At 70.6% G+C, this 13,134-nt stretch carries 10 protein-coding genes, 1 tRNA gene and 1 pseudogene; all 12 read left to right on the top strand.

The genetic code is table 11. From position 1 onward, the window contains the following. The first annotated feature begins 123 nt into the window (after window positions 1-123). The gene (gene serA, locus ACYVJ0_RS05450; RefSeq protein ID WP_449853739.1) at window positions 124-1,713 is read left to right on the top strand and encodes a phosphoglycerate dehydrogenase; all 1,590 of its coding nucleotides are present in this window, start codon (window positions 124-126) and stop codon (window positions 1,711-1,713) included. Window positions 1,714-1,715: 2 nt separating this feature from the next. Then, on the top strand, window positions 1,716-2,768 hold the full coding sequence (locus tag ACYVJ0_RS05445) for a 3-isopropylmalate dehydrogenase (RefSeq protein ID WP_460816500.1): 1,053 nt from the start codon (window positions 1,716-1,718) through the stop codon (window positions 2,766-2,768). Window positions 2,769-2,873: 105 nt separating this feature from the next. After that, window positions 2,874-3,965 carry a branched-chain amino acid aminotransferase gene (locus ACYVJ0_RS05440; protein WP_460816499.1) on the top strand — a complete coding sequence of 364 codons (1,092 nt, stop codon included), beginning with the start codon at window positions 2,874-2,876 and terminating at the stop codon, window positions 3,963-3,965. 25 nt (window positions 3,966-3,990) lie between these two features. Beyond that, window positions 3,991-4,758 (top strand): fumarylacetoacetate hydrolase family protein, encoded by a 768-nt coding sequence (locus ACYVJ0_RS05435; protein ID WP_460816498.1) that lies wholly within the window; start codon window positions 3,991-3,993, stop codon window positions 4,756-4,758. Further along, window positions 4,758-5,963: an MFS transporter gene (locus tag ACYVJ0_RS05430; protein WP_460816496.1), complete on the top strand. Its 1,206-nt coding sequence runs from the start codon at window positions 4,758-4,760 to the stop codon at window positions 5,961-5,963. Before ACYVJ0_RS05435 ends, ACYVJ0_RS05430 begins: the two co-directional genes overlap by 1 nt. Before the next feature lie 125 nt (window positions 5,964-6,088). Further along, window positions 6,089-6,448 (top strand): annotated as a pseudogene (locus ACYVJ0_RS05425) (D-glutamate cyclase family protein); the annotation flags it as partial. 55 nt (window positions 6,449-6,503) lie between these two features. Then, entirely contained in the window at window positions 6,504-8,015 is a 1,512-nt protein-coding gene (gene gltX / locus ACYVJ0_RS05420) for a glutamate--tRNA ligase (RefSeq protein ID WP_460816495.1), read from the top strand. An 83-nt stretch (window positions 8,016-8,098) separates the two neighbouring features. Next, window positions 8,099-8,170, top strand: a tRNA-Gln gene (locus ACYVJ0_RS05415). A 190-nt stretch (window positions 8,171-8,360) separates the two neighbouring features. After that, a complete protein-coding gene (locus ACYVJ0_RS05410; protein WP_460816493.1) occupies window positions 8,361-8,561 on the top strand; it encodes a helix-turn-helix domain-containing protein in 201 nt (66 codons plus the stop codon). A 103-nt stretch (window positions 8,562-8,664) separates the two neighbouring features. Further along, entirely contained in the window at window positions 8,665-9,759 is a 1,095-nt protein-coding gene (locus ACYVJ0_RS05405) for a tyrosine-type recombinase/integrase (protein ID WP_460816491.1), read from the top strand. An 816-nt stretch (window positions 9,760-10,575) separates the two neighbouring features. Next, window positions 10,576-11,904 (top strand): MobF family relaxase, encoded by a 1,329-nt coding sequence (gene mobF, locus ACYVJ0_RS05400; RefSeq protein ID WP_460816490.1) that lies wholly within the window; start codon window positions 10,576-10,578, stop codon window positions 11,902-11,904. After that, the coding region (locus ACYVJ0_RS05395; RefSeq protein ID WP_460816488.1) for an ATP-dependent DNA helicase at window positions 11,843-13,134 on the top strand (1,292 nt) is incomplete at its 3' end. The genes mobF and ACYVJ0_RS05395, both read left to right, overlap by 62 nt.

Raw genomic sequence — 13,134 nt, 5'->3', positions numbered from 1 at the left:
GCCCGCCCGCGCCGGGCCGGAGCGGCCTCGCGCGGCGGATAAGGTGGAGGCGACCGCGCCCCGACGGCGTGCGGCGCGTCGCCCCCGCACCGCGCGCCCGCACAAGCACCGAAGGATCCATCCGTGTCGAAGCCCGTCGTCCTCCTCGCCGAACAGCTCTCGCCCGCCACGATCGAGGCCCTCGGGCCCGACTTCGAGGTGCGCACCGTGGACGGCACCGACCGCCCCGCGCTCTTCGAGGCGCTGGCCGAGGCCAACGCCGTGCTCGTGCGCTCGGCCACGAAGATGGACGCCGAGGCGATCGCCCAGGCGCCCAAGCTCAAGGTGATCGCCCGCGCGGGCGTGGGACTCGACAACGTCGACATCAAGGCGGCCACGACCGCCGGCGTCATGGTCGTGAACGCGCCGACGTCGAACATCATCTCGGCCGCCGAGCTCACGTGCGGCCACATCCTCAGCCTCGCCCGCCACATCCCGGCCGCGCGCGCGTCGATCGCCGCGGGGGAGTGGAAGCGCAGCAGCTTCACCGGCACCGAGCTGTTCGAGAAGACGCTCGGCGTCGTCGGCCTCGGCCGGATCGGCGCGCTCGTCGCCGCGCGCATGCAGGCGTTCGGGATGCGCGTGGTCGCCTACGACCCCTACGTCACGAGCGCGCGCGCCCAGCAGCTGGGCGTCGAGCTGCTGAGCCTCGACGAGCTCGTCGCGCAGGCCGACTTCCTCACGATCCACATGCCGAAGACCCCCGAGACGACGGGCATGATCGGCGCCGCGCAGCTCAAGGCCATGAAGAAGACCGCGTACGTCGTGAACGTCGCCCGCGGCGGCCTGATCGACGAGGACGCGCTGCACGAGGCGCTCACGAACGGCGAGATCGCCGGCGCCGGCCTCGACGTCTTCACGAGCGAGCCGCCCGCCGACACGCGCCTCACGGGGCTGCCGAACGTCGTGGCCACGCCGCACCTCGGCGCCTCCACCGACGAGGCGCAGGAGAAGGCGGGCGTGTCCGTCGCCCGCTCCGTCAAGCTCGCCCTCGAGGGCGACCTCGTGCCCGACGCCGTGAACGTCGCCGGCGGCGTGATCGACCCGTTCGTGCGCCCCGGCATCGCGCTCGTCGAGAAGCTGGGCCAGGTCTTCAGCGGCCTCGCGCACGGCGCGCTGCAGCACCTCGAGATCGAGGTGCGCGGCGAGCTGGCCGACTACGACGTCAGCGTGTACCGCCTCGCGGCGCTCAAGGGCATCCTCGCGAACGTCGTGAGCGAGACCGTCTCGTACGTCAACGCCCCCGTCTTCGCCGAGCAGCGCGGCATCGAGACGCGCATGATCGTCGAGAAGGAGAGCCCGGAGTACCGCAACATCACGATCCTGCGCGGCACGCTCTCGGACGGCACGACGCTGAGCGTGGCCGGCACGCTGGCCGGCACGCGGATGGTGCAGAAGATCGTCGGCATCAACGGCTACGAGATCGAGGTGCCGATCGCCGCCCACCACGTCGTGATGCGCTACGACGACCGCCCCGGCATCGTCGCGATCTACGGCAAGGTGTTCGGCGACGCCGGCATCAACATCGAGGGCATGCAGGTGGCGCAGGCCATCGACGGCCAGGCCCTGTCGATCGTCACCGTCAACGCCCGCGTGCCCGACGACCTCCTCGCCGAGATCGGCGAGGCGATCGGGGCGACGATCGTCCGCCAGATCGAGATCGTCGAGGACTGATCGTGTCGCGCACCATCAGGCTCGCGGTGATCCCGGGCGACGGGATCGGGCCGGAGGTCACGGCCGAGGCCGTGAAGGTGCTCGAGGCGGCCACCGCCGGCACCGACACGACGTTCGCGCGCACGGAGTTCTCGCTGGGCGCGGACCGCTACCTCGCCACCGGCGACGTGCTCACGGACGAGGACCTCTCGGCCATCGCCGCGCACGACGCGATCCTGCTCGGTGCCGTGGGCGGCGTGCCGAACGATCCGCGCCTGAAGGACGCGAGCATCGAGCGCGGCCTGCTGCTGAAGCTGCGCTTCGCGCTCGACCACTACGTGAACCTGCGGCCGTCGCGCCTGTACCCGACGGTGCCCGGCCCGCTGGCCGATCCGGGCGAGGTGGACTTCGTCATCGTCCGCGAGGGCACCGAGGGCGCGTACGTCGGCAACGGCGGCGTGCTGCGACCCGGAACGCCGCACGAGATCGCGAACGAGCTCGGCGTCAACACGGCCTTCGGCGTCGAGCGCGTCGTCCGCTACGCCTTCGCGCTGGCCGAGCGGCGCGCCAAGCGCCTCACGCTCGTGCACAAGACGAACGTGCTCGTCAACGCCGGGCGGCTGTGGAACCGCGTCGTCACCGAGGTCGGTGCGGAGCACCCGGACGTCGAGGTCGACTACATGCACATCGACGCGGCGACCATCCACCTGGTGGATCGACCGAGTAGATTCGACGTGATCGTCACCGACAACCTCTTCGGCGACATCCTCACGGACCTGGCCGGCGCCATCACCGGCGGCATCGGCCTGGCAGCCTCGGGCAACATCAACCCCGAAGGCGCCTTCCCCTCGATGTTCGAGCCCGTGCACGGATCGGCGCCCGACATCGCCGGCACCGGCACGGCCGACCCCACGGCCGCGATCGGATCGGTCGCGCTGCTGCTCGATCACCTCGGCCTGCGCGCCGAGGCCGAGCGCGTCACCCTCGCGATCGAGGCCGACATCGCCGCCCGCACGGGGGAGCCGCGCAGCACCACGCAGATCGGCGACGCGATCGCCGCGCGGCTGCAGGCGTAATCTTCCACTGACGCCGGATCCCGCGGATCCACGGTCGCCGGGTTCCGATCCGCGACACCCGATCCGGATCCGGCGCCCACCGGCACACACGCAGACAGGACCGACATGACCACCGCAGCCACCACCACGGAACCGCTTCCGTTCGCGGTCACGAAGAACCTCGCCGCGAAGAGCCCCGCCGAGCGCGAGGCGCTGCTCGTCGATCCGGGCTTCGGCACCGTCTTCACCGACCACATGGTCGACATCTGCTGGTCGGAGAAGGGCGGCTGGCACCGCCCGCGCGTGCAGCCCTACGGCCCCATCCCGCTCGATCCGGCCGCCGCGGTGCTGCACTACGCGCAGGAGATCTTCGAGGGACTGAAGGCGTACCGGCACGCCGACGGCGGGATCTACACCTTCCGTCCCGAGCAGAACGCGCGGCGGTTCAACCGCAGCGCCCGGCGCCTGTCGATGCCCGAGCTGCCCGAGGAGCACTTCCTGCAGGCGCTGCGGGAGCTCATCGCGGTCGACGGCGCCTGGGTGCCGAGCGGGCCGGACCAGACGCTGTACCTGCGCCCCTTCATGTTCGCCAAGGAGGCCTTCCTCGGCGTGCGCCCGGCGAAGAAGTACGCGTTCTACGTGATCGGCAGCCCCGCCGGATCGTACTTCTCGGGCGGCGTGACGCCCGTGCGCATCTGGCTCAGCGAGAACTTCGCCCGCGCGGCGCGCGGCGGCACCGGGGCGGCCAAGACCGGCGGCAACTACGCCGCGAGCCTGCTGCCGCAGGCGGAGGCGTACCAGCAGGGCTGCGACCAGGTGGTGTTCCTCGACGCGGACGGCAACATCGAGGAGCTCGGTGGCATGAACGTCGTGTTCGTGAAGAAGGACGGCACCCTCGTGACGCCGGAGTCCGAGAGCATCCTCGACGGCGTCACCCGCAACTCGATCCTGCAGCTCGCGGCCGACCGCGGCCACGCCGTCGAGCGCCGCGCGGTCTCGCTCGCCGAGTGGCGCGAGGGCGTCGCCTCGGGCGAGATCGTCGAGGTGTTCGCGTGCGGCACCGCGGCGGTCGTCACCCCGATCGGCGCGCTCAAGGGCGCGGGCTTCGAGGACGCGCAGCCGATCGGATCGCTGGGCCTGTCGCTGCGCGAGGAGCTCACGGACATCCAGTACGGGCGCCGCGAGGACACCCGCGGCTGGCTGTACAAGCTCGACTGAGCGCGGGTCTGGCTAGGCTGGCCGGGTGAAGATCGCGCGATTCAGCCACAACGACGCCATCCGCTACGGGATCCTCGACGAGGGCGAACTGGTCGTGCTCGCGGGCGACCCGATGTTCGCCGGGTTCGAGACGACGGGCGAGCGCGTGCCGCTCGGCGACGTCGCGCTGCTGGCGCCCGTCATCCCGCGCTCGAAGATCGTGTGCGTGGGGCGCAACTACCGCGCGCACGCCGCCGAGCTCGGCAACGACGTGCCGACCACGCCGCTCATCTTCCTCAAGCCGAACACGAGCGTCGTCGGCCCCGGCGACGCCATCGTGCGCCCGCCGCAGTCGAGCGACACGCAGTGGGAGGGCGAGCTGGCCGTGGTGATCGGGCGCATCGCCAAGAACGTGCCGGCCGCGAACGCGATGGACTACGTCTTCGGCTACACCGTGGCCAACGACGTCACGGCGCGCGACCTGCAGAACTCCGACGGGCAGTGGGCGCGCGCGAAGGGCTTCGACACGTTCTGCCCGCTCGGGCCGGCCATCGAGACCGACGTCGACCTGGCCTCGGGCGAGGTCATCACGCGCGTGAACGGCGAGGAGCGGCAGCGGGGCGCGTTCGCGGACATGGTCTTCGACATCCCGTTCCTCATCGAGTACATCTCGGCGGCGTTCACGCTGCTGCCCGGCGACGTCATCCTCACCGGCACGCCGGAGGGCGTCGGCCCGTTCCAGGCCGGCGACACGATCGAGGTCGAGGTGCCGGGCATCGGCATCCTCCGCAACGTCGCGCGCGACGCGGGCTGATGCCGAGCGACGCCGACCTGGCGCGCATCCAGCGGCGGACCGTCGCGACGCTCGCCGGCGGGCAGATCCTCGGCGGGCTCGCGTTCGGATCGACGGTGTCGCTCGGCGCGCTCCTGGCGGCAGACATCTCGGGCTCCGAGGGCTTCTCGGGCCTCGCCGTCGCCTCGAGCACGCTCGGCTCCGCGCTGCTCGCGATTCCGCTCGCGCGGTCCGCCGCGTCGCGCGGCCGCCGCATCGCCCTCACCACGGGCATGGTGCTCGCGCTCGTCGGCGTGCTCGTCGTGATCGTGGCGACGGGCCTGCGCTGGTTCCCGCTCCTGCTCCTCGGCTTCGCGCTGACGGGCGCGGGGCAGACGGTGAACCTGCAGTCGCGCTTCGCCGCGACCGACCTCGCCGCCGACGCCACGCGCGGTCGCGACCTGTCGCTCGTCGTATGGGCCACGACGGTCGGGTCCGTGGCGGGGCCGAACCTGCTGGGCGCGGGGGAGTGGATCGGGCAGCGGATCGGCATGCCGGAGCTCACCGGCCCCTTCCTCTTCTCCGTGGTGGCGCAGGCGCTCGTCGTCGCGTTGTACCTCGTGGCGCTGCGGCCCGATCCGCTGCTGCTGGCCCGCGAGCGCGACGCCGCGCGCCCCGCGACCCTCGCGGAGCACCCCGACCGCCCGCGCGTCGCCCGCTACGCGATCTTCGCGGTCGCGGGCTCGCACGGCGTCATGGCGGCCGTGATGTCGATGACCCCCGTTCACCTGGAGCATCACGGCGCCTCGCTGCAGATCGTCGGCCTCACGATCAGCCTGCACGTGGCGGGCATGTACGCGCTCTCGCCGGTCTTCGGCATCCTCGCGGATCGCCTGGGTCGCGTGCCGACGATCCTCGGCGGTCAGGCGATCCTCGTCGCGTCGCTGCTGCTGGCCTCGTTCGGGCAGGACGACCAGGCGCTCGTGACGGTCGCCCTCGTGCTGCTGGGGCTGGGCTGGAGCGCGTCGACGGTCGCGGGCTCGGCGCTGCTCGCCGAGGCGACGGCGCCGCCGCTGCGCACCCGCCGGCAGGGTCGATCCGACCTGGCCATGAGCCTGGTCGGATCGGTCGGCGCGATCGCCGCCGGCGGCATCCTGGCGCTCATCGGCTACGGCGGGCTCGCGCTCGTCGCCCTCGTCGTCGTGGCGGCCATCGTGCTGCTGGCACCGGCGGGCCGCGCGCGCTGACGCATTAGCCTCGAGGCATGTCCCTCACCGCCGACGACGTCTCGATCCTCCCGCCCGCCGCGTCGCGCGAGCGCTTCCGTGCCGGGCTCGCCACGCCCACCGCGGGCTGGTCGGCCGGCTATGCGTACCGCACGACCATCCCGACCGAGCGGGTGGGCCGCTTCGAGGGCCCCGTCGTCGTGTCGATGCGCCCGATCCCCGCCGCGCGCGTGGCCGACGCGGTGCGCATCACGTCGCGCTACCCGGCGGTGCACGGTGCGCCCGTGCACGTGGGCGACCCGGCCGCGATCGGGATCGCCGATCTCGCGCGCCCGGACTTCGGCGAGGCCGTCGACATCGCCGAGGGGACGATCCCCGTGTTCTGGGCGTGCGGCGTGACGCCGCAGGCCGCGGTGATGCAGGTGCGGCCCGAGCTGGCCATCACGCACGCGCCGGGGCACATGCTCGTGACCGACCTGCGCGACAGCGAGTTCCAGGTGCCCTGACCCGCGGCGCCGTCGGGCCCTCTTTTCACCGGCCATCCGAACTAAGCTGGTCGGGATGGCTACTCCCGATCCCCGCACCACGACCGCGACGGGCGCCGATGTGCGCGTGCGCTTCTGCCCGTCGCCCACCGGCCTGCCGCACGTCGGCCTCATCCGCACCGCGCTGTTCAACTGGGGCTACGCGCGCCACCACGGCGGCAAGCTCGTGTTCCGGATCGAGGACACCGACGCCGCGCGCGACAGCGAGGAGAGCTACCAGCAGCTGCTCGAGGCGCTGCGCTGGCTGCGGATCGACTGGGACGAGGGCGTCGAGGTGGGCGGCCCCCACGCGCCGTACCGCCAGTCGGAGCGACACGACCAGCACCGCGAGGTGCTGCAGAAGCTCATGGACGCGGGGCTCGTGTACGAGAGCTTCTCGACGGCCGAGGAGATCGACGCCCGCAACGAGGCGAACGGCCGCCCCAAGCAGCAGGGCTACGACAACTTCGACCGCGACCTGACCGAGGAGCAGAAGGCCGCGTTCCGGGCCGAGGGGCGCCAGCCCGCGCTGCGCCTCAAGGTGCCGGACGAGGACATCACGTACGTGGACCTGATCCGCGGCGAGGTGACCTTCCCCGCCGGATCGTTCCCCGACTACGTCATCGTCCGCCCCAACGGGATCCCGCTCTACACGTTCGTGAACCCGGTCGACGACGCGCTCATGGGCATCACCCACGTGCTGCGCGGTGAGGACCTCATGCCCTCCACCGGGCGCCAGATCGTGCTCTACCAGGCGCTCATCGACGCCGGCGTGACCGATTTCATCCCGCGCTTCGGCCACATGCCGCTCGTGCTCGGCGACGGCACGAAGAAGCTGTCGAAGCGCGACCCGCGCGCCGACCTGTTCCTGCAGCGCGAGAAGGGGTTCATCCCCGAGGGCCTGCTGAACTACCTCGCGCTGCTCGGCTGGTCGATCGGGCCGGACCGCGACGTGTTCTCGCTCGACGAGTTCGTCGCCGCGTTCGACATCGCCGATGTGAACCCCAACCCGGCCCGCTTCGACCAGAAGAAGGCCGAGTCGATCAACGGCGACCACATCCGCATGCTCGCGCCTGAGGACTTCGCGCAGCGCATCACGCCGTACCTGTTCGCGGCCGGGGTCGTGGGCGAGGAGCTCACCGAGCGCGAGACGGAGCTGATCATGGCGGCCGCCCCGCTGATCCAGGAGCGCCTGCCCCTGCTCGGCGAGGCGCCCGGCATGATCGGGTTCCTGTTCACCGACGAGGTGACCTACGACGACGACGCGCTCGCGTCACTGCCGGCGAACGCCGCGGACGTGCTGCGCGCGTGCGTGGATGCGCTCGAGGGGATGCCGGAGGCCGGCTTCGCGGCGGACGGGATCCAGGCGGCGCTGTCCGGCGCCCTCATCGAGGGGCTCGGTCTCAAGCCGCGCGTCGCGTACGGCCCGCCGCGCGTGGCCATCACCGGCCGCCGGGTGTCGCCGCCGCTGTTCGAGTCCATGGAGCTGCTCGGCCGCGAGCAGTCGCTCGCGCGCCTGCGCGGGCTGCTGGCTCGGCTCGAGGGCTGACACGCGCGGCGGGCGCCCGGTTTGGCCGCCCTCACCGCGTGCGGTAAGCTAGACAGTCGTTGCGGCTCATGCCGCGCGGCCCTTGGGGTATGGTGTAATTGGCAACACGGCTGATTCTGGTTCAGTTGTTCTTGGTTCGAGTCCAGGTACCCCAGCAACGAATCGCTAGAGTTCTCTAGGAAGTCCGGCTCCCTCCTCACTCCGTCGAGTGGCACGATCTGGCGTCTGGTGACCAGATTGGTGACCAGAAACCCCCGAGAGGCGCGTCTCGCCCTCGTCTCTGCTGATGAGGTACGCACTCGCCCCCGCTCGTTCGTGTGGGTACGCGCTCCGCACCTGTCTGGCATGGAAGCTCATGCACGCATCGAGGTCGAGCCCGCGTTCCTGACCCAGACCGAGGTCGCCCTACTGCTGGGCGTGCCCGAGCGCACGCTCGAAGGCTGGCGGCTTACGAAGTCAGGGCCGCCGTGGCTGAAGCTCGGCCGGCACGTCAAGTACGACCGCGACGACGTGCTCGCCTGGGCGCGTGAGCAGCGTCATGGCTAGGCCGAGGATCGCCGCAGGCGAGATTGGTCAGGTGCAGGTGACACAGCTCGCGAACGGGAAGTGGCGGGCGCGCGCCCGGATGCGCGATGACTCCGGTCAGTTGATGCAGCTCCGTGCCGAAGGCGCCACCGAAGCTGAGGCCCGCGAGGAGCTAAAGTCTCGCGCGAAGGCGCAGACGACGCACACGAAGTCCATCGTTACCGCCGCATCGACCATCGCAGAGGCGGCGGAGGCGTGGCTGCCGACGGTGAGGGTGCGCGCGGAGAACGGCACGCTGTCGTGGTCGACGTATGAGAACTACGAGACCACCGTCCGTCTCACCCTCGTCCCCGTCTGTGGCGGCGTCACGCTGGAGGCGCTCACGGTCGGCCGCTGCGACCGGATCATCCAGAATCTCCTGGCCGACCGGGGCGTGTCCGCAGCGCGGAAGGCGCGCTCGGTGCTGTCGCTCATCTGCGGGTTCGCCGTGCGCGACGATGCGATCCCGGCGAACCCGGTGCGCGACGTCGCGCGGCTGCCGACGCCGGAGAAGAAGACCGCGATGCTCACTCCGCAGCAGATCGAGGCGATCCGCGACCTCATGACCCGGTGGCGGGAGACGGAGGGCATGGGGCCGCGCCCGAACTGGCGGGCGCTCGTGGACGGCATGGACATCATGCTCGGCACCTCCGCCCGCGTGGGGGAGTGCATCGGCCTGCGCCGCTGCGACGTAGACATGACCACCGCCCCGCCGACGATCCTGATCGACGGCACCGTGATTCAGAACAAGGTGCAGGGCGTCCAGCGCAAGAACGCCCCGAAGCGCACCCGCCAACGTCGTCGCATCGCGCTCCCTGCTCTCGCGGCCGACGCGGTGCGACGCCGACTCGCGCTTGCAGAGCGTGGGCCGGAGGCACTGCTGTTCCCGACGAAGACCGGCAAGCCGATGAGCGTTTCCAACTACGAACGGCTGCTGCGCTCGTTCATCGACGACAACCGCGATGAGCTTGTGCGCCTCGGTGTAGAGGTCGACGAGTACTCGACGCACATTTATAGGCGCACCACCGCGACGCTCGTGGAGCGCGCGGCGGGGCTCACCATCGCGTCACGGCTGCTCGGGCACGCAAACGAGATGGTCACACGCAACAGCTACGTCATCACCGCCGAGCAGGTCGACGTCGTCACCGCCGACATCCTCGACACGATCCTTGGGACATGAGCCGTGCGGCTCGCTGGTTGCGCGGGACGGGCCGCGTACCTCCTCAACAAAGCCTTGCGCCTCTGCGAGAGGAGAGGTAACGTGCCTGCACCACAAGTCCATGAGCGTGCGGCGGCGGTGCGGAATCTCAACCACCGTAGATCGGCCGGACACGGCCGGACAGCGGTGCGGGGTCGAGGCTCGGCGACGGGGGTGTCGATTCGGCACCCCCGTGAAAGACCTCCGGTTGTGCCGAATCGACACCACCGTGGTGGCGCAAGTCTTGCACCACCACGAACCCCAGCCCCGGGATTGCAGGCGGTGTCAATTTGCCACCACCGTACGAGGACTCGGCCATCCAAACTTTGGGAGGCCGGACGGTTCCGTCAATTTGGCGGCACCGTGGACGACGCGGATAAACGTGTTGGACGGCGCGCTCACGCCCTTCGCTGACGGTCCCGGAAAATTGCCGGGACCGTCGCATCGGACCCTGAAGCGGTCGCCTCCGCACCTCGTGGCGCTGTGCACGATCGCCTCGCGCTGTCCGGTCGTGCTGCCAGTTCGCGTCCGCAAACGGATGAGTCCCTGAGATCGTCGTAGAGCGCTCGGCTGCGCTGATCGGCTTAACGACGCCCGTGCGTCACCATCGCTCCGCGACCATGCACGGCGCTCCCGAACCACCGTGGCCACTGTGCCCCGACCGTCTCGGCCGCTCATCTGCGCCCCCTGCCCAGACGCTCGCGCCACGCGCATCTCCTCGATTCATTCATGGACGTATGCCACCGCTGGTGGGGCGTGCGCACCTCCCTCATGAGACGACTCGTGAGGAGGCCCGGGGTGAAGGGCGGCGTGATCCTGTTCCGCGGTATCGGCGCGGCCGCGCGCCGATACCTGGAGTCGGACAGGTCGACCGCGGACGAGTACTACCTGGAGGGCGGCACCGCGCTCGCGGAGTTCACCGTCACCGACTCCGCGGGCGAGATCATCGAGGCGCGGACGCTCGACCCGGTGCAGTACGCCGCGTGGGTGGACTGGACGGACCCGATCAGCGGCACATCGATGGGAACCCCGCGCGGCGCGGGCGAGGGCATGCGGGGTTCGCCCCGGTTCGCGGAGATGGTGATCAACGCCCCGAAGTCCCTCTCCATCGCCGCCGCCCTGCACCCGGAGGTCTCCGACGTGCTCGACGCCGCGCAGCAGGATGCGGCGGCGGAGATCCGCCGGTGGCTCGCCCAGCACTCGGTCACCCGGATCGGGCCTCGGCACGCGCGAGAGATTGTGCCGGTGCAGCAGTTGCAGACCGTCGCGGTCGCGCACAAGACCAGCCGTGCGGGTGACCCGCACCGGCACATCCACTTCCAGATCGGCACCCGCGTCGACGCCGCGGGGAAGTGGCGCGGTCTGGACACCGCGGCGCTGTTCAAGCAGCAGGGTGCGATTCGCGCACTTGGCACCGCGATCATCGCCGCGCACCCGCAACTTGCCGCCGTACTCGACAAGAGCGGTCTCACTCTCGACCCGGCGACGGGAGAGGTCGCAGAGCTGGAGCCGTTCAACGCGGCCCTGTCGAAGCGCGGTACGCAGGTCGAACGCAATCTCGCCACCTTCGAGGCCGAATGGGAAGCTGCGCATCCCGGCGAGGAACCCGGGCCGGTCGTGCGGGCGCGGCTGAAAGCGAAGGCGTGGGAGCACGAACGCCCGGGGAAGAAGCCCACGGTGCTCGGCAGCGAGGCCGGTTGGCGCGCGGAGCTCGAAGACGCCGGCTACAGCCCGGATGCACCACGGGCGTACAGGCCTGCACCGGTCGCGCTCGACGAACTGCGCATCGATGAAGTCGCATCTCGTGCACTTGACCGTGCGGCGGCGGGCGCATCGGCGTGGACGGTGCACACGCTGCGCGAGCACGTCACCCGCATCACCACCGAGCACGGCGTCCAAGCCACACCCGAGGAGCTACGAGAGTTCCTGCAACTGGCGACGCATCTCGCAGCATCGGCTTGCCTCTCCGTCCTCCCACCCGGTGTGCCGAAGCCGGAGCACGTCGCGCATCTGACATCGCTGCGCGTCGTCGCTGTCGAGATGGAACTGCGCGACCGCACGCGCGGTGAAGTCCAACCAGCGCGTCCCGGAAGTCCACGAGCTTGCGGTGCAGGCAGGCCTGGATGACGACCAGGAGCGAGCGGCCGCAGTCGTCGCATCCGCCGACCCGCTCGTTGTGGTCGAAGGCGCCGCGGGGTCGGGCAAGACCACGATGCTCAAGACGGCCATCGAAGCCGCAGCAGCCGAGGGCCGTGGGATGCGGGTCGTCACGCCGACGAAGAAGGCCGCCGACGTCGCCGCCCAGGAACTCGGCATCCCGACCGACTCCGTGGCCGCACTCGTCTACGCACACGGGTTCCGGTGGAACAGCGACGGTATGTGGACACGCCTGCGGCCCGGTGATGCCGATCCCGAAACCGGAAGCACCTACCGGGGGCCGGCGCAGGAGGAGCGTCTCGCGAGAGGCGAGCGGATCGTCGTCGATGAGGCAGGGATGCTCGACCATGACTCCGCCCTCGCCCTGTTGCACGTCGCGGACGAGGCCGGGGCGACTGTCGCGCTCGTCGGAGACCGGGCGCAACTCCCGGCGGTCGGTCGCGGAGGTGTGCTCGACATCGCCATCAAGCTCACCCCAGCAGTCGTGGATATGACGAGCCTGCACCGCTTCACCGACCCCGCGTATGCGGCGCTCACGCTCGAGCTGCGGCATGCCCGAAACGCCACCGCGATCTTCGATCGACTGAACGAGCGCGGGCTGATCGCCCTGCACGACACCGATGAGGACCTGCAGTCGGCCATCGCCACGACGACGAGTACAGCGGATGCGATCACCGCGGCGACGAACGACGAGGCCCGGTCGCTGAATGAACGCATCCGCGCCGAGAGGGTCGACCGCGGCGAGGTCGATGACGCGCGGACGGTGTTCGGCAGCGACGGCCTGCCCATCGGTGTCGGGGACGTGATCCAGACTCGCCGCAACGAGTCCACGCTCGGCGTTGCCAACCGGCAGACCTGGACAGTGCAGCACGTCGGCGAAGACGGCGCGCTGAGCGTCGTCGAGATCGGCAGCGGCCGCAAGCGGCAGCGCACCGTGACCTTGCCCGCGGAGTACGTTGCCGAGGATGCGCATCTGGCCTACGCGGTCACCGCGTACGGCGTCCAGGGCGCGACCGTGAACGTTGCACACACGTTGCTCTCCGACGCTATCGATGCGGCAGGCGTCTACGTCGGCATGATGGGGTGTGACACTTCTTGTAGACGGTCGTTACCAGGAAGGAACGACAGGCAGAGATGTCTACGAATCGCAGGAAGTTCACTGAGGAGTTCAAGGCCGACGCGGTCCAGCTCGTCGTGCAG

The sequence above is a fragment of the Microbacterium petrolearium genome, from assembly GCF_054782875.1.
This window is presented reverse-complemented; position numbering and strand designations above follow the sequence as displayed.